Source organism: Pseudomonas sp. LBUM1649 (assembly GCF_059716155.1).
Genome location: NZ_CP166807.1, coordinates 3,734,254 through 3,756,799, shown reverse-complemented (window position 1 = coordinate 3,756,799; position 22,546 = coordinate 3,734,254). Strand labels below are relative to the sequence as shown.

The following is a 22,546-nucleotide window of genomic DNA, read 5'->3' as shown; positions in this document are numbered from 1 at the left end:
GCATATGATTAGGTGGGTTAGACCAAACGTCGTAACAGCCGCTGATACTGCGGCTGCAAAGCTCGCTGCGAATTCCGCGATTATCGTTGCTGAGGACGCTGCTAAGGTAATGACAGGGAGTGCCAGAAAGGGTGCCAACGTACAAAATACTGCTGAAAGTACAGGTAGGCTGGTGAATAGCCAAGCTGACACTGTAATGACAAGTTCCCGTGGCGTACCGAGTAATCCGGCCTATGACGTCGTCAGCCAAAGTTCTCCAGCTTCGCCCGCGAGGTCAGGGCGGATCAGCGAAGCTTCCAGCGCAATGAGTCAAGGTTCGGTAAAAACGAAAACGACAACACAGACGACTAAGCCGGGCTACATCGACCAGTCGCACCGCGGTCAAATGCCCATTCCCGGACCTTCAAATCCGGTGCGTCAAAGTACAAGGCCGAAACCGGCACAACCACCAAAACCAAAATCTGTTCCGCAAGCTAATCCCAATCAACAGCGAATGAGTGACCTTAAAACAAAAATCAAAAACATGAAAAAACTGGATGGCGGTGCAATGTTTGATCAACGACAACTAAGTAAATGGCAGAATGAACTAGAAAATTATGAGTTACGGCATAAATAGTGCTATCCGCATAGGCCACTAATCCGAGCAAACTCCGCCAGCGCACCGTCATGGTCAAGTCCCAACTTGTCCATGGCGGTGCGCTTTTGCCGGCTGATGGTTTTTTCGCTGCGGTTCAGTTGCGCGGCAATCTGCCGTCCAGACAATCCTTGGGCAAACAACCGGACCACTTCGATTTCCCGGTTCGAAAGACTTACTGAAGGTGCGCTTGAACCGGAGGCAGGCAAGGACTGGGTATCGACGATCCCGGCAAAGGTGGGGCAAAGGTATCGACGTCCCTTGGTGACGGCGATTACCGCCCGTTTCACCTCGTTCAAGGCGGTGCGCTTATCGAACAGACCGTTCACCCCTATATTGAGCAGTGCTTGCAATAAAGACGGGTTGCGCAACATGGTCACTACAATCAAAGGCAGCGGCGCGAAGTGGCGTTTGAGGTACCCCATCAATGCCAGCCCATCGGGAAGGCGTCCGTACGGCATCGCGTAGTCGCTGATCACCAGGTCACAGGGCGTGCGCTGCAGATGATGGATCAGCTCATCGGCATTTTCAGCCTTGGCGACAACTGAACATGGGGGATCGGCCAAGGAGGAGAGAACCATTTCGATACCCGTCAGCACGACCGGATGATCGTCGGCGATGATGATTCGCAGCGCTTTGTTCGGTCGGTGCCCATGGGACACTGACGTATCGTCACAGGCACTGGCGCGGGAGAGGTCAAGCGGTTGGAATTGAGGTATGGGGTCCAGGCTCATGAAAAGTCTCAACAGGGGTCAATGACAGGCCGACCGCTGAAGAGACGTGGCTCAAGGTACCTTAATCAGGCCTTGTTCCAGCGCCATCACCATGGCGATCCAGCGCGACCTCACGCCGAATTTTCGGCGGATATTGCAAAAGTGATAATTCACACCAGCCTCGGTGCATTGGACGATCTGCGCGATTTCCCAGGACGATTTACCAATGGCTGTCCACTGCAAAAGCTCCTTTTCCCGAGCCGTCAGCCTGATCGCTTTAGGTTGTGGGCACTCTTGCGGCTGGAATTTGGCCTGGGCTGGCGATGTTCGAACCGATACGGTATTGGCACGGTACATAGTTGAATCTCCCATTCATCATCATTGACGGCGTGGGCGCGGCGGAATCTTCCTACATCTTGATGGCATGGTTCGCGCGGCCGTCCTTCAGGCACCTGGTTTCAGGGCTGGAGGCTCGGTTTCCTTATAGCGCGAATCACCCCACTTGGAACCTGTCACAAATTACAGGTGGAGACTTTAATCGGACTTCGCGGAATTGGCTGTCAGCAAAGGAACCCAGGTTTGTAGGAGGTATCGCTGAATTTCTGTTGCCTAATCCGTTCGTCGATTTCACAGCGGTACTGGCGCGCGGCGCGATTTGAGATAGGGTTGACTCAGGAACTCGCGCGATTGGAGAAATACATGCGCTATTCAGGCTTGACCCAACGCATCGCCGGTGAAGGCGCCGCGGCCTGGCAGATTCATAACCGCGCACTGCAAATGCGCGAACAGGGTGTCGACGTACTGCTGCTGTCGGTCGGCGACCCGGATTTCGATACACCCGGCCCCATCGTCCAGGCCGCCATCAACAGTTTGCTGGCCGGCGACACCCACTACACGGAGGTGCGCGGCAGTCGGGCTTTGCGCGACAGCATTGCCCACCGTCATCGGCGTCGAAGTGGTCAGGTGGTCGATGCCGACCATGTGATCGTGATGCCCGGCGCGCAATGCGCGGTGTACTCGGTCGCGCAGTGCCTGCTCGATCCGGGCGACGAAGTGATCGTCGCCGAGCCGATGTACGTGACGTATGAAGGCGTGTTCGGCGCGTGCGGGGCAACCGTGGTGCCGGTGGCGGTGCGTCCGGAGAACGGCTTTCGGGTCGATCCGGCGGATGTGGCGGCCCGTATCACACCCAGGACCCGGGCGTTGTTGCTCAACAGCCCGAACAACCCCTCCGGCGCCAGTTTGTCGCTGATGATCTGGCAGGAGCTGGCCTTGCTGTGTGTGCGTCACGACCTGTGGTTGATCAGCGACGAGGTCTACGGTGATCTGCTGTACGAGGGCGAACATATCAGCCCGGCCAGCCTGCCGGGGATGGCCGAGCGCACCGCGACCATCGACAGCCTGTCCAAATCCCACGCCATGAGCGGCTGGCGAGTGGGTTGGGTGATCGGGCCCAAACCCTTGAACGACCATCTGGAGCATCTCTCGTTGAGCATGCTGTTTGGCATTCCGGAGTTCGTGCAAAAGGCGGCGCAACTGGCGCTGGATGAAAACCTGCCGGAGGTGGCGCTGATGCGCGAAGAATATCGTCAGCGCCGCGACCTGGTGTGTACGAGCCTGAACCAATGTCCGGGTATCCGGGCCATTCGGCCGGATGGCGGGATGTTCGTGATGGTCGACGTGCGCCAGACCGGGTTGTCCGCCCAGCATTTCGCCGAGCGGCTGCTGCAGGGGTATGGCGTGTCGGTGCTGGCAGGTGAGGCGTTCGGGCCGAGTGCGGCGGGACATATCCGCATCGGCCTGGTGGTGGATCAGCGCAAACTGGCGGATGCCTGTCGGCGGATTGCGCTGTGTGCCATGGACCTTCTGGAAGCGCGGCGGGCCTGAAAAAAGATCGCAGCCTGCGGCAGCTCCTACAGGTGTATGCGTTCCCCAGTAGGAGCTGCCGCAGGCTGCGATCTTGATCTTCAGTCTTTCCAGGCCGCCGAATTCACCAGATTAGCCGGCCGCTCACCCGCCAACGCCGCCAACAGATTATCCACCGCACACCGGGCCATCGCCTCCCGTGTCTCATGGGTCGCCGAGCCCATGTGCGGCGTTGCCACCACGTTATCCATCTGCAACAGCGGCGAGTCATGGTTCAGCGGCTCACGCTCAAACACATCCAGCCCCGCCGCGCGAATCTGCCCCGTACGCAGCGCCTCGATCAACGCTGCTTCATCCACCACCTTGCCCCGTGAAATGTTGATGAAGATGCTTTGCGGGCGCATCAGGGCAAATTCCTCGGTGCCGATCAGCCGCTCGGTTTCAGCGGTTAATGGCAAGGTCAGGCAGATGAAATCCGCCTGCTGCAACAGCTCGCTCAGGCTGCGATATTGCGCATTGAAACGCTGCTCGACCGAAGGTTTTGGCGAGTGGCTGTGGTAGATCACCGGCATGCCGAAACCGCAATGCCCGCGCTGGGCCAACGCTTCACCGATGCGCCCCATGCCGATGATACCCAGGGTTTTGCCGTGAACGTCGCTGCCGAAATGCGCGGGGCCGAGGTTACGTTTCCAAAGGCCTGCGCGAACCATGTTCGCCAGTTCCACCACGCGTCGGGCGGTCGCGAGAATCAACGCAAAACCGGTGTCGGCGGTGGTTTCGGTGAGCACATCCGGCGTGTTGCTCAGCAGGATGCGTCGCTCGGTCAGGTAGTCGATGTCGTAGTTGTCGACGCCCACCGAGACACTGGCGATGGCTTCCAGGTTCGGTGCCAGATCCAGTAATCCGGCGTCCAGTTTCAAGCTGGCTCCCAGCAAGCCGTGAGCGCGGGGCAGGGCATCGCGCAATCGGGCCAGGCCAGCGGCGTCGAGGCTTTCGATCAGCGTCACTTCGGCCTGCTCGTGCAAGCGAGCCATCAGCAGCGGCGAGAGTTTCTTGTACAGAACAACCTGCTTTTTCATTGTCGTTATCCAATCAGGAATGTGCAGCGGTGCGGGTTAAAGCGACCGTGGTCCGCTCCCGATCGCTGGCGCCGGGCTTGAGGAAAATCGTCAGCACCACCGAGAGCATCAGCGCACCGCTCATCAACAAGTAAGACGCGCCGGGCGAACCCGTGGAGCTGTTCAGATAGCCGACCAGGTAGGAACCGCCGAACGAACCGAGGGCGCCCATGCTGTTGATCAGCGCCATCGCGCCGCCCGCCACGTTAGCCGGCAGGATTTCCGGGATGATCGCGAAGAACGGCCCGTAAGGCGCGTACATGCAGGCACCGGCTATCACCAGCAAGGTGTAGGACCACCAGAAATGTTCGGCGCCCAGCGCGTAGGAACCATAGAAAGCGAACGAGGCGATCAGCAGCGGCGGCCAAACGAAGCGTTTGCGCTTTTGCAGTTTGTCCGAACCCCAGGACACCAGCAGCATGCCGATCACCGCCGCCAGATAAGGCAGCGCCGACAGCCAGCCGGCCTGCACCATGTCCATCTGCGCACCGGCCTTGAGGATCGATGGCAGCCACAGTACGAAGCCGTAGACGCCGATGCTCCAGCAGAAAAACTGCAAGGCCAGGATGATGACTTTCGGTGAGCGGAACGCTTCTGCGTAGTTCTTCACCGCTTTGATGCCGACCTGCTCGGCGGCCAGTGCGCTTTCCAGATCCTGCTTCTCTTGATCGTTGAGCCACTTGGCTTGCGATGGACGATCATCGGCCAGACGCCACCAAATGAATGCCCAGAGCACCGCCGGCAGTCCTTCGATGATGAACATCCAGCGCCAGCTGTAATGCTGCACCAGATACCCCGAGACCACCGACATCCACAGCATGGTCACCGGATTGCCGAGGATCAGGAAGGTGTTGGCCCGCGAGCGTTCGGCGCGGGTAAACCAATGGCACAGGTAGATCAGCATTGCCGGCATCACCGCGGCCTCGACCACGCCGAGCATGAAGCGGATGACGATCAGCCAGTAGGCATTGGAGACGATCCCGGTCAGGGTCGCCAGGCTGCCCCAGAGGATCAGGCTGACGAAAATCAGCTTCTTCACGCTGTGTTTCTGCGCATAGATCGCCCCCGGCACCTGGAAGAAAAAATAGCCGAGGAAGAACAGCGCGCCGAGCATCGACGACAGGCCCGGCGTGATCATCAAATCCGCCGCCATGCCGGAGGCAGCGGCGAAGCCGTAGTTGGCGCGATCCAGATACGCCAGGCTGTAGGTGATGAACACGATGGGCATGATGTACCACCAGCGGCGGGTGGCGAGCGTTGCGGTTTTCATGGTGGTGCTCCTGAGCTTGTTGTTTTTGTCGCAGCAGGTAACGGTGATCGTTCCCACGCTCCGCGTGGGAATGCCTCTAGGGACGCTCCGCGTCCCCTGTGACGCAGAGCGTCACGGGCTGCATTCCCACGCGGGAGCGTGGGAACGAGCGGTTAAAGGGGGAGGCAGTTCGGCTCGGGTCGGCAACCCCTCCATATCCCCCCGACTCTGCACCGCCCGGCTGCCAATCCAGTTGGCCCGCTGCACGGCGTCGGCAAAGCTGTGGTTTTCGAGCAGGGCGCTGATCATGCCGACGGCAAAGCCATCACCGGCGCCGACGGTATCGACCACTGTGTTCACCGGCACGCCGTCGACAAAGCCGGCATCCAGATGCGTGCGGTAGTAAGCGCCATGCGGGCCGAGTTTGATCGCCACCGCTTCGGCGCCCCGGTCGAGGTAGAACGCGGCGATGTCGGCCGGATCTTCGAAACCGGTGAGCAAGCGCCCCTCACTCAGCCCCGGCAACACCCAATGGGCGAGGGCGGCGAGGCGGTTGATCTCGCTGATCATCTGTTGCTCGCTGGCCCACAGGCTCGGGCGCAGGTTCGGGTCGAAGGACACGCTGCGCCCGGCTTCGCGCATGCGGGTCATCAATTCGAACGACATCTGCCGTGCCGTTTGCGATAGCGCCGGTGGGATGCCGGTGGCGTGCAGGTGTCGGGCCTTGAGCAATTGGGGCACGATCGAGTGCGGCGACAGGTGACTGGCCGCCGAACCGCGGCGGAAATACTCGACGACGGGGTCGTTGCCATTGTCGGTGCGGGACTTGAGCTGGAAACCGGTGGGATGGGCAGCGTCAATGTCGACGTGGCGGCAATCCAGACCTTCCTTTTCCAGCGTGTCGATGACAAACCGGCCTAGAGAATCCGCACCCACCCGGCTCAACCATGCCACCTTGAACCCGAGCCGCGACAAGCCAATGGCGACATTGCTGTCGGCCCCGGCAATGCGCTTGTGGAAAGCGCTGACACTGGACAGATCACCCGCCTGCTCGGCGACGAACATCGCCATGGTTTCGCCGAACGACAGAATATCGATCTCAGACATGAGCGTTCTCCCGCTGCGATTGGCCCAGGTGGGCGAGGGCGGCGACGTGTTCGCGGGTCAATTGCACCAGGTCATCGCCTTGCAACGGGTATTCCGCCGCGCGCATAACGACTTGGGCCATGTGCCGCAGTAGCTGTTCCCACTGTTGCAAGTCGCTGGCGGCAGGTGGGATGGCAAGCAGTTTGCCGTCGGCGCGACGGGTCACCGCTTTGCAGTGCACATAACCCACATGGCGACCGAGCAATCGCGCAGCGCTGGCAGCCGACTGGTCCTGCCAGTGCCAGTTGCCGATGTCGAAGGTCATCTTGATCGGCAGGTTGTGCTGCTCCACTTCATCGAAAAAACGCTGGAAGGGTTCGATACGACCGCCGTGCAGGGTCTGGTCGTTCTCGACCAACAGCTGCACCGGGCTCTGCGCGAGTGTGCGAGTCAAGGCCGCAAGGTCGCTGTTGTCGGTGAAATAACCCAGGGACACTTTCAGCCAATTGGCGCCGAAAGCCTGGGCGCGCTGTAGGGCGCAGATCAGTTCGGGATTGGGTTTCGACTGGCCGGCCAGCCACAATTCCATTGGCGAGGAATACACGCTTTCGAGGCCCCCGGCTTGAGTGGCAGCGGCGAGTTGCGCGGGGTCTTCGACGGTCAGCAATTCTTCGCGCCATTCGATGCAGTTGGCACCGGCAGCAGCCAGCAGCTCGATGAAACTGCCTTGGCCGCGTTGGCGTACCAGATCGGCGCCGTAGCTGGAGAGGCTGATGGAGACGGGTGGTTTATTCATTGTTTTTCTACCTCTGAAACCGGTTTCATTTTTGTTCAAATAAAGGCGTGATCTTTAGGGCCCCATCGCGAGCAAGCTCGCTCCCACAGGGTTTTGTGTCGTACAAAAATTGTGTGTACGCCTGGGATCCCTGTGGGAGCGAGCTTGCTCGCGATGAGCCCGGAACAATCACCGAAAATCTCCAAGGGTCGACCCCCGCTCAATCAACCGCGCCGCAAAATCCAGCGTCCGCACTGGGCCATCATCGCCGCGCAAACGCCTGAGCAAACACTCAAACGCGCTGGCGCCCATCTCGGTGGTCGGTTGGGCGAGGGCGGTGATGCCGCTGCCCACCAGCGGGTACCAATCCAGGTCATCCAGGGCAATCAGGCCCACGTCATCGAACAGGTTGCACCCGAGCTCACGCAATGAATGAGTGCTGGCCAACGCCGCAATCCCGTTCGCGCAAAACAGCGCTTTCGGGCCGGGGCCAGGTGTGTCGAGGAAGGTTTTCAGATTCGCCGTCAGCTCGCTGCCGGTTTCTGTGATTGCCCCGCGAAGCGCGGGCCGCTGCTCGATCTGCGCCTTGAAGCTGCTGACCCGTTCGATCCGCGAACTGGTGCCGTCAAAAGGCTCGGTCACCAGCATTACGTCGCGGTAACCACGTTCTTCAAGATGGGCGAGGGCCATGTCGACGGCTGCCGGATTGTCCAGCCCGACCATGTCGCTTTCAAGGTGCTCGACCTTGCGATCCACCAGCACCAGGGGCATTTCACGATGCAGTTCGTGTAATTGGTCGCGGTGATGGCCCAGGGTGTTCACGATCAGGCCTTCGATGTTGTACGAGCGCAGTAGCGCCAAGTGCTGACGTTCCTGCTCGTCATCGCGGTCGGTGTTGCACACCACCAGGCTGTAGCCGTGCTGACGGCAAGCGGTTTCCACCCCGTGCATCACGGCAATCGAATAAGGGTTGCGGATGTCGGCCACGAGCATGCCGATCAGGCGGGTGCGTCCGCGTTTCAAGCCGCGGGCCATCTGGTTCGGACGGTAGCCCAGCTCGGCAATCGCCTGTTCGATGCGCTGGGCGATGGCATCGGAAAGCAGGGCGCGGTCATCGCCAATGAACCGGGAAACGCTGGCCTTGGAGACCTTGGCGTGTTCGGCCACGTCGAGCATGGTCACGCGGCTGCGCTGGGCGGCGGAGAAGTCGTTCACGGTCTGGAACCTTCTTATTGGATTTATTAGGCTGGCGCATAACGCTGAAACCGGTTTCAGGAGACACCAAAAGCAAATGTGCCGTCAAGTACCGATTTCTTCCGGAATCGATTCATGACCGGTGGCGCTTTGACCAGCGCACTCATCCACGCCGAACCCAGCAACCCTGGGCCAGGTCGATCCAGTTGTGAGTGGTCATGCTGCACCTGTGAGACGGATTGCAGGGTTATTTAACGCACGAAGCAAAGCGATGACTAGAACGTTTGTGCAATGAACAGCTCGGCTTTAGCACAAATAAACCAGCCGCACCACTATCAGGTTTGATAGTGGTGCGAGCGACAGGCATCAGTTTTACTGTATTGCATTAACTTGCGCGAGGAGATGCCCCATGAGCAGTTACGACGCCCCCGGCACCCCGACCGAAAAGTTGATTAATTCTGCCTCTGCCTCTGATGCGCGAATTTGCTCGCCCGGTAATATACGAGCACAGCGTAACCCACCCAACACTGTCTTGTTAACTTGGGACGAACCCTACTCAACGTGCAATTTATGCCCAGATGCCATTGGCTATGATGTCTACGGCGAAGGTATTACCACACAGCATGTGGTTCGGCCGCCTTGTGAAATAACGGGTTTGCAAACACATATCGAGTACCTGATTTACGTTACCGCTAAAGCGGGCGGGAACAATGTATCGACGCCCAGCGTCTATCATTTTCCCAAGATCAGACCCAACAAGCCCGGCATTCCTCAGCTGAGCAATATCGCTTATTCATCCGCGACGTTGACCTGGACACCGTCGCCCGACAGTGGCGAGATCAAACGTTATAGAATTTATCTGAATGGATTTCTGGTTGGTCTGACAAAAGAGACTCGTTTCAATCTGAATTTTTTGAAAACAGGTTACGGTTATTCAGTGCAGGTCTGCGCAGTCAACGAGCAGGGTGAGTCCGATCCCGCGTCGGCCACGTTAAGGACGTTGCTCCGCCCGCCGAAAGACCTGAGGCTGCGGCATAATTTGGGAACCTGCAGACTTACTTGGACTCCATTTTTTGCGGTTTTACCAAATCATGAGGGAACCGTTAATGGGAAACCCTTCACCGCCGGACCTTTCGGTCATAACTTTAATCTTGCTGAACTGTCCCCAGGGCCAGCTCCGCACCACTTCCACTTCACGATCTTTGCCAAACTGGGTGAGCAAGTTTCCGAAACCACCACGTTTACCGCTACCTTGGATGACGTCGTACCGCCCACACAGCCTGGAAAGCCTGTAGTTACTCATGTCACTCATGATTCGGCGCAATTGGCTTGGGCGCCAGCCAGCGACAATACGAAAGTTACCGGTTACAGAGTGGTAATCAATGGCATACGTGCCATTACCACAGAGAACACTCATTACCTATATAAGACCTCAAGTAACGGCAACTTCAAGTGTGTCTATATACGCGCAGAAGACAAAGACGGAAACCTTTCCAGACCCAGCGATCGAACAGTTTTCAGAATCACAGGGCCAGAGGATAATCCTTTACCTTCGCCCATAGCTTTCATTACAGCCCTGACATCCACAACAGCCAAACTGAATTGGTCCCTCGCGGAGGGTGGCGTCTTCCCACCGATAGGGGTAATGATCATGATTGATGGTAGTCATCATGAAACATCTATGGTTAGCAAGTCTATAGTGTTGCGGGATCTGAGCCCGGGTTTTGAATACGTTATTGAAATATTTGCTTATAATGCATTTGACAAAAATGTCAGAGCCAATAGTTTTGCATTATGAGCACAAGGATACTACGCCACCCGCCATGCCTGGAAATCTAAGAAAAATAGATTCGACATATGATTCAGTCACATTTGGTTGGGAAGATTCAGAAGATGACGTCGCCCTACTTGAATACGTTATCTATAGCAATCACGAATACTTCGATGTCACGACGCTTACTACCTATACGGCCGCTAACCTCATGCCTGGCACGTATGCCTTTGAGGTGTGCGCCATGGACCTGTCCGGAAACGTCTCAGAGCCAGCGACTGTCAACGTTATCGTTGAAGGCGAGTTAACAAACGCGCCGAGCAACTTTCGATTTACCCAGGCAACAGGGCTGCTGCCCATACCGACGTTAAAATGGGATGCACCCAGTGATATGGATAATGTCATTCGATATGACATCACCTTGACCGGCCCACAGGGGACGGCTCGCCCATATAATACAACCCGGGCTTTTCTGCAGCCGCTCCTGCTCCCGCGTACTCGTTACATTGTCAGTATTACAGCACTGAACGACATTGGCACTTCACGGCCATTAATTTCGGAGATGACCACAAACTGAAGGCCTGCACTCATGGCCGTACAACACTTACTGTGCCTTCATCCAAATAGTCCCGCGGCAATGTTGATAGAAAACCCGAGAATCGCCGTATTGAACAGAAAACCGATCAACGACTGCGCCAGCACGATCTTGCGCAAGCCGCGGGTTGCCACACCGACATCCGAGGTCTGCACCGCCACGCCGATGGTGAACGAGAAATACAGGAAGTCCCAGTAATTGGGCGTGGTCAAGCCTTCGGCAAAGCGCAGCGCCGGTTCCTTGCCGTTCCAGGTGTAAAACAGTCGCGCATAGTGCACGCTGAAAATGACCCCGATCAGCAACCATGAACCGATGACAGTGAACGCCGTGAAGCCGTAGTGCAGCAGCTTGCGGGTGGTTTCCAGGTCTTTGCTGCCGGCCAGTTCGAAGGCGATGGTTGCCAGGCTGGCAATCGCTGCGATGCACACCACGAACAGCACCAGCCCGGCGTTTTCGTCTTCAATCTCGGCGATGCGTTTCACATCGGTTGCCTTGGAGCGCACGGTGAGCCAGAACATCAGGAGCAGATAGGTCCAGACCCCGACGTTCCAGCCGATGAGGATTTTGCTGATGATCGAATCGGCCGGAACCAGGATGCCTGCCGCGACGCCGAGGGTGGCGGCGGCGGATAGGCGAGGGTGGGTGTGGGTGAGGTAGGGCATGGAGGCTCACTGTGGCAGGGCGTCAGTGCACCATAGCGCAGGCGGCGGCGCTTTGTGTAGGAGCGAGCTTGCTCGCGAAAAACTCGAGAACGGCGCTGGGTGTCAGGTACTCAGCGTTATCGTTGACGACCATCGCGAGCATGCTCGCTCCTACAGGGAAAGGATCGGTTATAGGTCTTTACGGCGCTTGCGCACCAGCTTCATCACCACCACAAAAAACACCGGCACGAACAGCACGGCCAGGGTCGCGGTGATCATCCCACCGATCACCCCGGTGCCGATGGCTTGCTGACTTGCCGAGCTGGCACCGCTGGCAATCGCCAACGGCACCACGCCGAGGATGAATGCCAGCGAGGTCATGACGATCGGCCGCAGGCGCAAACGCGCCGCTTGCAGGGTGGCGTCGATCAGGTCGTGGCCTTCGTCGTACAGGCTCTTGGCGAATTCGATGATCAGGATCGCATTCTTCGCCGACAGGCCGATGATGGTGATCAGCCCGACCTTGAAGAACACATCGTTGGGCATCCCGCGCAGGGTCACCGCGAGCACTGCGCCGAGTACACCCAGTGGCACCACCAGCAACACTGAGGTCGGGATCGACCAGCTTTCGTACAAGGCCGCCAGGCACAGGAACACGATCAACAGCGACAAGCCGAGCAGGATCGGCGCCTGACTACCGGACAAGCGCTCCTGCAACGACAGCCCGGTCCATTCCTGGCCCAATCCGGCGGGACCTTGCGCCACCAGCCGTTCGATCTCCGCCATGGCCTCACCGGTGCTGTGGCCGGGCTTAGGCTCACCGGAAATACTGATCGCCGGATAGCCGTTATAACGGGTCAGCTGGGCCGGGCCCTGTGTCCATTTCGCCTGGACGAATGCAGACAGCGGCACCATTTTCCCGTTGTTGTTGCGCACGTGCATTTTCAGCAAATCGGTCACCTGGCTGCGTTGATCGCCTTCAGCCTGGACCACCACCCGTTGCATCCGCCCCTGATTGGGGAAGTCGTTGATGTACGCCGAACCGACCGCGGTGGACAGCACGCTGCCGATGTCGGCAAAGGACACGCCCAGCGCATTCGCCTGTTTGCGATCCACGATCAACTGTACCTGCGGCGCTTCGGCCAGGGCGCTTTCGCGCACATTCATCAGGATCGGACTCTTCTCGGCGGCCGCGAGTAATTCAGTGCGGGCCTTCATCAATGTGGCATGGCCCAGGCCGCCGCGATCCTGCAAACGGAATTCGAAGCCGCTGGACGTGCCCAGGCCATCGACGGGTGGAGGCAGTACCGAAAACGCCATGGCGTCCTTGATCTGGCTGAGCGCAGCATTGGCCCGGTCGGCAATGGAAGCGGCCGAATCCTCAGGGCTCCTTTGGGACCAGTCCTTCAACGTGCTGAACGCCAGCGCCGCGTTCTGGCCGCTGCCGGAGAAGCTGAAACCGAGAATGACCACGCTGTCGCTGATGCCCGGTTCGCCGGCGTTGTGCGCTTCGATCTGCTCGACCACCTGCACCGTACGGTGCTTGCTCGCGCCGGGTGGCAGTTGAATGTCGGTGATGGTGTAGCCCTGGTCCTCCACTGGCAGGAACGAGGAGGGCAGGCGCATGAAACACACGCCCAGGGCTACCAGCAGCACAACGTAGATCAGCAGGTAACGCCCGGTTCGCTGCAACGCATAGGCGACCCAGCCCTGATAACGTTCGGTAAGTCTCTCGAAGCCGCGGTTGAACCCGCCAAAGAACCCGGTCTTTTCGTGGTGTTCGCCCTTGGCAATCGGTTTGAGCAAGGTTGCACACAACGCCGGGGTCAAGGTCAGGGCGAGGAAGGCCGAGAACAGGATCGAGGTGGCCATCGACAGCGAGAACTGCTGGTAAATCACCCCGACCGAACCCGGCATGAAGGCCATCGGAATGAACACCGCCACCAGCACCAGGGTGATGCCGATGATCGCCCCGGTGATCTGCGTCATCGCCTTGCGGGTCGCCTCCCTGGGCGACAGGCCTTCGCTGACCATGATCCGCTCGACGTTTTCCACCACTACGATCGCGTCATCCACCAGGATGCCGATGGCCAGTACCATGCCGAACATGGTCAGCACGTTGATGGAAAACCCGAGGGCCAGCATGGTCGCGAAAGTGCCCATCAGCGCCACCGGCACTACCAGCGTGGGGATCAGCGTGTAGCGGATGTTCTGCAGGAACAGGAACATCACCGCGAACACCAGCAACATCGCCCACCGAGGGTGTAGACCACCTTGGTGATCGAGACCTTGACGAAGGGCGAGGTGTCGTAAGGAATCGTGTATTGGACGCCCGCGGGGAAGTAACGCGACAGTTCATCCATCTTTGCCCGCACCAGGGTCGCGGTGTTCAAGGCATTGGCCCCCGGCGACAGCTGGACGCCGACGGCGGTCGACGGCTTGCCGTTCAGACGCGTGGAAAACTGATAGTCCTGACTGCCGATCTCGACCCGCGCGACATCGCCGATGCGCACCGTGGAACCGTCGGGATTGGCCTTGAGCACGATGTCGGCGAACGCTTCAGGGGTCGACAGCTGGCCTTTGACCAGAATGGTCGCGGTGATTTCCTGAGTCGTGCGGCTCGGCAAGTCGCCAATGCTGCCGGCTGAGACCTGGGCGTTTTGCGCGACGATGGCGGCGTTGACATCCGGCGGGGTCAGGTTGAAGCCGATCAGCTTGCGCGGGTCGATCCAGATGCGCATGGCTCGCTCGGCGCCGTACAGCTGCGCCTTGCCGACGCCGTCCAGACGCTTGATCTCGTTCATCACGTTGCGCGCCAGGTAGTCGCTGAGCGCCACATCGTCGAGCTTGCCGTCGCTGGAAGTGAGGGCGATCAACAGCAGGAAACCGGCGGACACCTTTTCCACCTGCAAGCCTTGCTGGGTCACCGCTTGTGGCAGTCGCGACTCCACGACCTTGAGGCGGTTCTGCACGTCCACCTGAGCCATTTCCGGGTCGGTGCCCGGCTGGAAAGTCGCCTTGATCGTCGCGCTGCCCAGGCTGCTTTGCGATTCGAAGTACAACAGATGGTCGGCGCCGTTGAGTTCTTCCTCGATCAGGCTGACCACGCTTTCGTCCACGGTCTGTGCCGACGCGCCGGGGTACACGGCATAAATTTCGATTTGCGGTGGTGCGACGTTGGGGTACTGCGCCACCGGCAACTGCGTAATGGCCAGTGCACCGGCCAACAGGATGAACAGGGCGACCACCCAGGCAAATACCGGGCGGTCGATAAAGAACTGCGGCATAAACAAGCGTCCTGCTTACTGGCCAGAAACCTGGGCAAGGGGAAGAGGGGTGTCGTCGACCTGCACTTTTTCGCCGGGACGGGCGTGTTGCAGGCCTTCGATGACGATGCGGTCGCCGGGTTTCAGCCCGCCTGTGACGACCCAGCGGTCGTTCTGCACCGGCCCCAGTTCGACCGGCTGCTGGCTGACGCGCTGCTCTGCGTCGAGCAGCAACACTTGGGCGATGCCGGCGCTGTCACGCTGGATCGCCCGTTGCGGCACGCTGATGCCTTGCTGGTTGACCGCTTGCTCCAGGCGCACGCGCACGAAGCTGCCAGGCAGCAGATCGAGGTCCGGGTTGGGGAATTCACTGCGCAGGATGACCTGGCCGGTGCCCGGGTCGACGGTGATGTCGGTGAACAGCAACTTGCCGGGCAACGGGTAGAGGCTGCCGTCGTCCTCGATCAGGGTGGCCTTGGCCTGTCCTTGACCCACTGCCTTTAACTGGCCAGAGCGGAACGCCCGGCGCAGGTCGTTGAGTTCGCGGGTCGACTGGGTCAGGTCGGCGTGGATCGGATCGAGTTGCTGAATCAGCGCCAGGGGCGTGGTCTCGTTCTGCCCAACCAGCGCGCCTTCGGTGACCAGCGCGCGACCGATACGTCCGGAAATCGGCGCGGTGACGGTGGCGTAGCCGAGGTTCAGCCGGGCGCGTTCAACCGCCGCCTTGCTGGCGGCCACGTCGGCGGCGGTTTGCCGTGCGTTGGCCCGTGCGTTGTCATAGTCCTGGCCGCTGATGGCCTTGTCATCGATCAACTGGGCGTAACGCTGCTCTTGCAGTTTCGCCTGGAACGCGTTGGCCTCGGCTTTGCGCAGGGCCGCTTCGGCGCTGTCCAGATCAGCCTTGAACGGCGCCGGATCGATACGGAACAGCACGTCGCCCTTTTTCACGTCACTGCCCTCGCGAAAGGCTCGTTGCAGCACCACGCCTGCGACCCGGGCGCGCACCTCGGCCATGCGCGGCGCGGCAATGCGCCCGGTCAATTCGCTGCTGATCGACAGCGCTCGGGTTTCGACGGTTTCGATGCGAACGCTGGCCAATGGCGGCTGTTCTTCGGCGATCGAGGACTTGTCGCACGCGCTCAGCGCCAACGCCAGTGCCAACAGGCTGAGCCTGGCAAGCAGATTCTTTGACATGAATGACCCCAATAGTGACCCCCAGCATCCTACTGGGCGACGGCGATGGTAGCGGTGAAGCTTTGTTGGCGCTGTGTGAAATTGTGTAAGGGTTTTGCTCAGGTGTGTGTGAGGGCGTATATCCTGCAGGTCTTGAATTTTATTGCGACTGTGAGGCCGCCATCGCGAGCAGGCTCGCTCCCACAGTGGTTCGGTGGTGTTCACAGCGTTTGTGTCCACTTGAGGTCCCTTGTGGGAGCGAGCTTGCTCGCGATGGCGGCCTGACAGACGCCACAGCACTTTCTGGAAACACCCATGCCCAACATCCTCCTGGTCGAAGACGACACCGCCCTCGCCGAACTGATCGCCAGCTACCTGGAACGCAACGGCTACTCCGTCAGCGTCATCGCTCGCGGTGACCAGGTACGCGAGCGTGCCCGGACCAGCCCACCGGACCTGGTGATCCTCGATCTGATGCTGCCCGGTCTCGATGGCCTGCAAGTCTGCCGTTTGCTGCGCGCCGATTCGGCGACCTTGCCGATCCTCATGCTCACCGCCCGCGACGACAGCCACGATCAGGTGTTGGGCCTGGAAATGGGCGCCGACGACTACGTCACCAAACCCTGCGAACCCCGGGTGCTGCTGGCCCGTGTGCGCACCTTGCTGCGGCGCAGTAGCCTCACCGAGCCATTGGCGGCCAATGACCGCATCCTCATAGGCAACTTGTGCATCGAGCTGTCCGAGCGCACCGTGACCTGGCGTGGGCAACCGGTGGAGATGTCCAGCGGCGAGTACAACTTGCTGGTGGTGCTGGCCCGGCATGCCGGCGAAGTGTTGAGCCGCGACCAGATCCTGCAACGCCTGCGCGGCATCGAGTTCAACGGTACCGACCGCTCGGTGGACGTGGCCATCTCCAAGCTGCGGCGCAAATTCGACGACAATGCCGGCGAGGCCCGCAAGATCAAGACCGTGTGGGGCAAGGGTTATCTGTTCAGCCGATCCGAGTGGGAATGCTGAGACGATGTTCAGAATCCTCTTTCGCCTGTACCTGGTGACCATCGTTTCGTTCAGCGCCGCGATCTACCTGGTGCCGGACCTGGTGATCAAGGTCTTCCACGAGCGCTTCGTCACCTACAACCTTGATTATTCCCGGGGGCTGCAAACCCTCATGGTCAAGCAGTTCAAAGCCGTCCCGGTCGAGCAATGGCCGGCCCTGGCGGCTGAAATGGACAAGGAGTTTGATCCGCTGCACATCGTGCTCAGCGGTAACGACGATGCCGAGTTTTCCCTCGAAGAACAGCAGCGTTTGCAACGCGGCGAAAACGTCGTGCGCATTGGCGACTGGGGCTGGCGTACCCTGGCGGTGGCACCGTTGAACGAGCGCACCGTGGTGCAAATGGTCGTGCCGCCGGACCCGATGGACGTCAGCCTGTTGTACTGGAGCATCAACGTGCTGATCGGCGCGACCATGCTCGCGTGTCTGTTGCTGTGGCTGCGTCCGCACTGGCGTGACCTGGAACGTCTGAAAAGCGCGGCGGAACGCTTCGGCAAGGGAAACTTGAGCGAGCGAACGCAGATTGCCGCCAGCTCCAACATCGGCAGTCTGGCCAACGTTTTCGACACCATGGCCGGCGACATCGAAAACCTGCTGAATCAGCAGCGGGATCTGCTCAACGCGGTGTCCCACGAATTGCGCACGCCATTGACCCGCCTGGATTTTGGCCTGGCGCTGGCCCTGTCGGATGATTTGCCCACCACCAGCCGCGAGCGCTTGCAAGGTCTGGTCGCTCACATCCGTGAACTCGACGAGCTGGTGCTGGAATTGCTCTCCTACAGCCGCCTGCAAAACCCCGCGCGGTTACCGGAGCCCATCGAAGTGCCGCTGGATGAATTCATCGACAGCATCCTGGGCAGCGTCGATGAAGAGCAATCGACGGACGTCGTCATCGACGTGATGCTGCACGGCCAACTCGAGCGCTTCAGCCTCGACCCGCGCCTGACCGCCCGCGCCCTGCAAAACCTGCTGCGCAACGCCATGCGCTACTGCGAAAAACGCATTCAGATCGGCGTGCAAGTGTGCCCGAAAGGCTGCGAAATCTGGGTGGACGACGACGGCATCGGTATCCCGGATGACGAGCGCGAGCGGATTTTCGAACCGTTCTATCGACTCGATCGCAGCCGGGACCGGGCGACCGGCGGGTTTGGCCTGGGGCTGGCGATCAGCCGTCGGGCACTGGAGGCCCAGGGTGGAACGTTGACCGTGGAAGCGTCGCCGTTGGGCGGGGCGCGGTTTCGGTTGTGGTTGCCGACGCCGACCTGATTACGACAAACGGCTGCTGCATCTGTCAGATCTGACAGTAGCCATATTCGCTGCGTGCGCGTTTGATTGTGCCTTGTCAGTCCGGATTTGACGGCAGGGTAGGAGGGCAGAAATGGGCGCGCCAATCACAAGAACCATGGGGCAGGGCACAATCAACGCGATCAGGGATGTCAGGGTTGACACGACATCGACCACTTTTGCCCTGGTCCTTCCTGATGGTGGGTTCCGTTCCAGGTTGGCGATCCGTATAAGGCCCACTGTCACCGCAGATGGCGAGGACTGTTTCCTTGTTGGCGACAAGGTGGAATACACGCTGATGACGGGGGCGGCGGGAGAGTTTCCCAGGGCACAAGACCTCGTGAAAGTCCGAATCGGCAACAGCAATACTTGAAGCCTGCCTCGCAGGACTCAGGCGCTGATCCGGGTGCGCAACTGCGTGGCCATCTCCTCAAGATCCACCACTGGATTACGCCCGATCAGCATCCACGCATGTTCCATATCCGCCCAATACACAATGTTCATCCCGTGCCGACGCTCCTTGGCGAAATGCCGGCTGCCGCTGTTGGAGCGCGTGACGCACAGCGCCATCGGCCCGTGAACCGGATCCAGATAGGTAATCTGGGCGATGGCCACGCCGTCGTACTCAAGGATTTGTGCGCGTTTGAATTGGGCGCGGGGCAAAGCCAGTTTTGCGGGTAGAAGATTGAGGCCCAGGCGTGCATCGATGGTCCGCAACTGCGCCTGTTGCGCAGCTTCGTCGCCGGGCAAATGGTCGAGGGTTTCCGGTACGTAAAGCACCATGTAATCGGCGACCAGCCCGCGCCAGTTGTGTGTCTGCTGACTGGTTTGCCATCCGAGGAACAAACGGTCCGCCACCACACCGCCCGCCAGCAATCCGGCGGCTGCCGCGAGGAACCAGCGTCGACTCAGCGCCGGGCGTGCCGGAGCGGGCAAGGTGTCGAGCATGGCTTGCAGGCGCTCCACCGGGGCTTGTCGAGTTACTTCGTCGTAAGCCGATTTGAAGGGCATGCTGCTGCGGTCCAGCCATTGCAGGCGCAGGCCGAGCATCGGATCTTCGGCGATGGCGGCGTCGATGCGGGTGCGTTGTTCGGCATCGAGCTGGTTGTCCAGGTAGGCCACCAGTTGCTCATCCGACAGTTTCGCGTTCATCGACGTTCTCCGGTGGAAGGGTTCGGCACCGTGTGCAGGGGTGGGTACTCGGCCAGTTTCAGCCGGGCGGCGGCCAGTCGGCTCATCACGGTGCCGATGGGGACTTGCAGGACATCGGCCACTTCGCGGTAGGACAAGCCTTCGACGTAGGCCAGAAACACTGTTTCGCGCTGGGCCTCGGGCAACGCCTCTACGCGCCGGATGACCTGCGCGGCGCGGACATGGGTCTGTGCCGCCTGTTCACCATCGAACGACAAGGCTTGATCGGCATCCACCACGCCCTGGCCTTGATGTACCCGGCGGGTGCGCAATTCATTGACCCAGATCGAATGTAGAATGCTCATCAGCCAACGGTCCATGCGTGTCCCCGATTCAAACTGCGCGGCACGTTCAAGCGCCCGCACGCAAGTGGCCTGCACCAGGTCTTCGGCGACATGCCGTTGTCGGGACAACAGCAGGCCATAGCGCCACAGGCGCGCCAGATGCTGGCCCAGTTCTGTCCTGATTTCGTGATCGCTGGCGATAGCGACTTCCCTCCAATCGGGTTGTCAGGTTTTCGACGAGACGTTGATGGCTTCGGCCAGGTCCTGGTATTGCTCGCAGGTGGTGTTGCCGCAGATCGATTTGATCTGCTGCAGCTGTTCCTGGGCAAGGTCCAGCCGGCCCTTGATCACATAGGCTTCGCCGAGGTATTCGCGGACCTGCGCATACTGCGGGTCGAGTTTGACCGATTGCAGGTAATAACCGATGCCTTCATCGGTGCGCCCCAGTTTACGCGTGGCGTAGCCGCGATAGTTCAGGGCCTTGGCGGTGTTGGGCTGCTTGAGCGTATCGAGCAGGGCCAGGGCTTCTTCGTAACGCCCGTCCTTGGCCAGTTGATAGGCGTAATCGGTACGGTCGGCGTCCGGCAAGAGTGTGCTGGTTTGTTTGACGCACCTTTGTGCCTTGCTGTCGAACGCCTGTCCTCGAGGGCACTGCGGTTTGGCGGGGGTATCTTCCTCGCCGTTGGCCCATGCCAGGCAACTGGACAGTGCTACGGCAAGCACCAGCGGCGCAGTTACAATCGAGAGACGGGGATTCATGGGCAATGCTCCACAGGTCATCGGAGTTAGGACATCGAGCGGGCCGAAAACGTTGGGAAGGGCTGATGACCCCTCATGCGAAACATAAACACCGCAGCGTGAGCATTTATTCATTTTTTTCGGCGGTTGTTGCAAGAAAAACTCTAGTCGCCGGGCGCTATCAGCTTAGTAGGCGAATCGGTTTTCCCGCCGACCAGGCTTGAATGTCCTCGATCATTTGCGAAAAGAATAGCTGGTAGTTTTGCTGGCTGAGGTACCCGACATGGGGCGTTGCCAGCACGTTGTCCAAGGTTCTGAACGGATGGTGCCCGGGCAGGGGCTCCTGCTCGAACACGTCCAGCGCTGCCCCACCCAGGCGTTGTTTCTGCAGGGCCTTGATCAGCGCAGCTTCATCGACAATCGGCCAACGGGCGGTGTTGACCAGTAGCGCTGTGGGCTTCATCCATGCCAACGCTTGGGCGTCCACCATGCCACGGCTGCGTTCACTGAGCACCAAATGCACCGACAACACATCGGCCTGCTCGAACAATTGCTGCTTACTGACGTAAGTCACGTCGAACTCGGAGGCGCGTTCGGTGGTGAGGTTTTCGCTCCAGGCGATGACCCGCATGCCGAACGCCTGGCCGAAGCGGGCGACCCGTTGGCCAATGCTGCCCAGCCCCAGAATCGCCAGGGTCTTGCCATGCAGGTCGCCACCCAGGCCTTGCCGCCACTTTCCGGTGCGCAAGGCGTTGGCTTCGACCACCAGGTTGCGAGTCGCGGCCATGATGAGTGCCCAGGTCAGTTCCGGCGCGGCATGCTTATTCCTGCCAATCATCAATCACTGCGTTCTGTACCGCCATTAGCCTTACCTCATCAAGGAATGGGGTTGGTTTTGTCCAGCCAGCCAAGCAAAGCCTTGTGAAACTGCGCCGGCTCTTCCATCTGCGGCGCGTGGCCCATGCCGGGGAATTCGACCAGGGTCGACTGCGGAATCAGTTTCGCCACCTGCTTGCCGAGCACGTCGTAATGACCGATTTTCGCCTTGACCTCGGGGGACGCAATGTCCTTGTTGATGGCCGTGGTGTCGGCGGTGCCGATCAGCAGCAGGGTCGGTACCTGCAGATCCTTGAATTCGTAGTACACAGGTTGCGTGAAGATCATGTCGTAGATCAGCGCCGAATTCCAAGCTACCTGGGTTTTTCCAGGGCCTTTGGCCATGCCCGCGTACATGTCGACCCAACGGTCGAATTCGGGTTTCCAGCGGCCATCATAATAGGTGTTGCGCTGGTAGTCGTGGATGCCAAGGGCTGTGACCTTCAGTTCGCGCTCATACCATTGATCGACCGTGCGATAAGGCACGCCGAGGGCTTTCCAGTCTTCCAGGCCAATGGGGTTGACCAGGGCCAGCTGCTCGACCTGTTCAGGATATTGCAGCGCGTAACGGGTGGCGAGCATGCCGCCAGTGGAATGCCCGAGCAAGGTGGCTTTCTGGATGCCGAGAGCCTTGAGCAGTTGTTGGGTGTTACTCGCCAGTTGCTGGAAAGTGTATTGATAGTTATCCGGTTTGCTGGACGTACAGAAACCGATCTGGTCCGGGGCAATGACCCGGTAGCCGGCATCGCTCAGGGCCTTGATCGAGGTCTCCCAGGTGGCGCCGCAGAAGTTCTTGCCATGCATCAGCACCACGCTGCGGCCGTTGGCCTTGCCATGGGCAGCGACATCCATGTAGCCCATTTGCAGGGATTTCCCCTGGGACTCGAACGCAAAATGCTTGACCGTGTAGGGGTATTCGAAGCCTTGCAGCTCGGGGCCGTAGGCCGGGCCTTCGGCAGCGATGGCGGGCAGTGCGGCAGTCAGCAGCAGGCCGGACAGCCAGCTTGAGCGGGTAAAGGGCATGGGTGAACTCCGTTG

The 22,546-nt window shown here is 59.7% G+C and carries 20 protein-coding genes and 2 pseudogenes; 7 read left to right on the top strand and 15 right to left on the bottom strand.

The window, feature by feature from the left end; translation table 11 throughout:
- Positions 1–4: 4 nt before the first annotated feature.
- Complete coding sequence (locus ACA058_RS17390; RefSeq protein ID WP_497635111.1) at positions 5–616, top strand: hypothetical protein; 612 nt, start codon at positions 5–7, stop codon at positions 614–616.
- Positions 617–618: 2 nt separating this feature from the next.
- Here the strand turns inward: ACA058_RS17390 and ACA058_RS17385 are convergent, their stop codons facing one another.
- Together ACA058_RS17385 and ACA058_RS17380 are read right to left on the bottom strand one after the other, a co-directional pair.
- Entirely contained in the window at positions 619–1,368 is a 750-nt protein-coding gene (locus ACA058_RS17385) for a response regulator (protein ID WP_497635110.1), read from the bottom strand.
- A 51-nt stretch (positions 1,369–1,419) separates the two neighbouring features.
- Positions 1,420–1,704 carry a helix-turn-helix transcriptional regulator gene (locus ACA058_RS17380; protein ID WP_497635109.1) on the bottom strand — a complete coding sequence of 95 codons (285 nt, stop codon included), beginning with the start codon at positions 1,702–1,704 and terminating at the stop codon, positions 1,420–1,422.
- Between the two features lie 342 nt (positions 1,705–2,046).
- Between ACA058_RS17380 and ACA058_RS17375 the strand changes: the two genes are divergently transcribed.
- Positions 2,047–3,234: a pyridoxal phosphate-dependent aminotransferase gene (locus tag ACA058_RS17375; protein WP_497635108.1), complete on the top strand. Its 1,188-nt coding sequence runs from the start codon at positions 2,047–2,049 to the stop codon at positions 3,232–3,234.
- An 80-nt stretch (positions 3,235–3,314) separates the two neighbouring features.
- Here ACA058_RS17375 and ACA058_RS17370 read toward each other — a convergent pair whose 3' ends face one another.
- The 5 genes from ACA058_RS17370 to ACA058_RS17350 form a co-directional block, all read right to left on the bottom strand.
- Positions 3,315–4,292, bottom strand: a complete 978-nt coding sequence (locus ACA058_RS17370; RefSeq protein WP_497635107.1) for a 2-hydroxyacid dehydrogenase — start codon at positions 4,290–4,292, stop codon at positions 3,315–3,317.
- A 13-nt stretch (positions 4,293–4,305) separates the two neighbouring features.
- Complete coding sequence (locus tag ACA058_RS17365; RefSeq protein WP_497635106.1) at positions 4,306–5,601, bottom strand: MFS transporter; 1,296 nt, start codon at positions 5,599–5,601, stop codon at positions 4,306–4,308.
- Between the two features lie 111 nt (positions 5,602–5,712).
- A complete protein-coding gene (locus tag ACA058_RS17360; RefSeq protein WP_497635105.1) occupies positions 5,713–6,687 on the bottom strand; it encodes a sugar kinase in 975 nt (324 codons plus the stop codon).
- Positions 6,680–7,462 (bottom strand): sugar phosphate isomerase/epimerase family protein, encoded by a 783-nt coding sequence (locus tag ACA058_RS17355; RefSeq protein WP_497635104.1) that lies wholly within the window; start codon positions 7,460–7,462, stop codon positions 6,680–6,682. The genes ACA058_RS17360 and ACA058_RS17355 overlap by 8 nt, the downstream gene beginning before the upstream one ends.
- A 168-nt stretch (positions 7,463–7,630) precedes the next feature.
- On the bottom strand, positions 7,631–8,656 hold the full coding sequence (locus ACA058_RS17350; RefSeq protein WP_497635103.1) for a LacI family DNA-binding transcriptional regulator: 1,026 nt from the start codon (positions 8,654–8,656) through the stop codon (positions 7,631–7,633).
- 388 nt (positions 8,657–9,044) lie between these two features.
- On the opposite strand from ACA058_RS17350, the gene ACA058_RS17345 reads away from it, so the two are divergent.
- Positions 9,045–10,433, top strand: a complete 1,389-nt coding sequence (locus ACA058_RS17345; protein ID WP_497635102.1) for a fibronectin type III domain-containing protein — start codon at positions 9,045–9,047, stop codon at positions 10,431–10,433.
- 217 nt (positions 10,434–10,650) lie between these two features.
- Complete coding sequence (locus tag ACA058_RS17340) at positions 10,651–10,983, top strand: fibronectin type III domain-containing protein (protein WP_497635101.1); 333 nt, start codon at positions 10,651–10,653, stop codon at positions 10,981–10,983.
- A 38-nt stretch (positions 10,984–11,021) separates the two neighbouring features.
- Here the strand turns inward: ACA058_RS17340 and ACA058_RS17335 are convergent, their stop codons facing one another.
- From ACA058_RS17335 to ACA058_RS17325, 3 genes and pseudogenes are all read right to left on the bottom strand, one after another.
- The gene (locus ACA058_RS17335) at positions 11,022–11,663 is read right to left on the bottom strand and encodes a DUF1345 domain-containing protein (protein ID WP_497635100.1); all 642 of its coding nucleotides are present in this window, start codon (positions 11,661–11,663) and stop codon (positions 11,022–11,024) included.
- Between the two features lie 168 nt (positions 11,664–11,831).
- Positions 11,832–14,929: pseudogene (locus ACA058_RS17330) on the bottom strand (multidrug efflux RND transporter permease subunit).
- A 15-nt stretch (positions 14,930–14,944) separates the two neighbouring features.
- Positions 14,945–16,102 (bottom strand): efflux RND transporter periplasmic adaptor subunit, encoded by a 1,158-nt coding sequence (locus tag ACA058_RS17325; protein ID WP_497635099.1) that lies wholly within the window; start codon positions 16,100–16,102, stop codon positions 14,945–14,947.
- 294 nt (positions 16,103–16,396) lie between these two features.
- On the opposite strand from ACA058_RS17325, the gene ACA058_RS17320 reads away from it, so the two are divergent.
- The 3 genes from ACA058_RS17320 to ACA058_RS17310 all read left to right on the top strand — a co-directional run bounded on the left by ACA058_RS17320 (position 16,397) and on the right by ACA058_RS17310 (position 18,792).
- Positions 16,397–17,098 carry a response regulator gene (locus tag ACA058_RS17320; RefSeq protein WP_497635098.1) on the top strand — a complete coding sequence of 234 codons (702 nt, stop codon included), beginning with the start codon at positions 16,397–16,399 and terminating at the stop codon, positions 17,096–17,098.
- 4 nt (positions 17,099–17,102) lie between these two features.
- Positions 17,103–18,401 (top strand): ATP-binding protein, encoded by a 1,299-nt coding sequence (locus ACA058_RS17315; protein WP_497635097.1) that lies wholly within the window; start codon positions 17,103–17,105, stop codon positions 18,399–18,401.
- A 112-nt stretch (positions 18,402–18,513) separates the two neighbouring features.
- A complete protein-coding gene (locus tag ACA058_RS17310; RefSeq protein ID WP_497635096.1) occupies positions 18,514–18,792 on the top strand; it encodes a hypothetical protein in 279 nt (92 codons plus the stop codon).
- Between the two features lie 17 nt (positions 18,793–18,809).
- On the opposite strand, the gene ACA058_RS17305 is transcribed toward ACA058_RS17310, so the two are convergent.
- The 5 genes and pseudogenes from ACA058_RS17305 to ACA058_RS17285 all read right to left on the bottom strand — a co-directional run bounded on the left by ACA058_RS17305 (position 18,810) and on the right by ACA058_RS17285 (position 22,531).
- Positions 18,810–19,571: an anti-sigma factor family protein gene (locus ACA058_RS17305; protein ID WP_497635095.1), complete on the bottom strand. Its 762-nt coding sequence runs from the start codon at positions 19,569–19,571 to the stop codon at positions 18,810–18,812.
- Positions 19,568–20,053: a sigma-70 family RNA polymerase sigma factor gene (locus tag ACA058_RS17300; protein WP_497639958.1), complete on the bottom strand. Its 486-nt coding sequence runs from the start codon at positions 20,051–20,053 to the stop codon at positions 19,568–19,570. The genes ACA058_RS17305 and ACA058_RS17300 overlap by 4 nt, the downstream gene beginning before the upstream one ends.
- 66 nt (positions 20,054–20,119) lie before the next feature.
- Positions 20,120–20,653, bottom strand: a complete 534-nt coding sequence (locus ACA058_RS17295; protein ID WP_497635094.1) for a tetratricopeptide repeat protein — start codon at positions 20,651–20,653, stop codon at positions 20,120–20,122.
- A 160-nt stretch (positions 20,654–20,813) separates the two neighbouring features.
- Positions 20,814–21,455: pseudogene (locus ACA058_RS17290) on the bottom strand (D-2-hydroxyacid dehydrogenase family protein); the annotation flags it as partial.
- Positions 21,456–21,508: 53 nt separating this feature from the next.
- Complete coding sequence (locus tag ACA058_RS17285; RefSeq protein WP_497635093.1) at positions 21,509–22,531, bottom strand: alpha/beta fold hydrolase; 1,023 nt, start codon at positions 22,529–22,531, stop codon at positions 21,509–21,511.
- Positions 22,532–22,546: the final 15 nt, after the last annotated feature.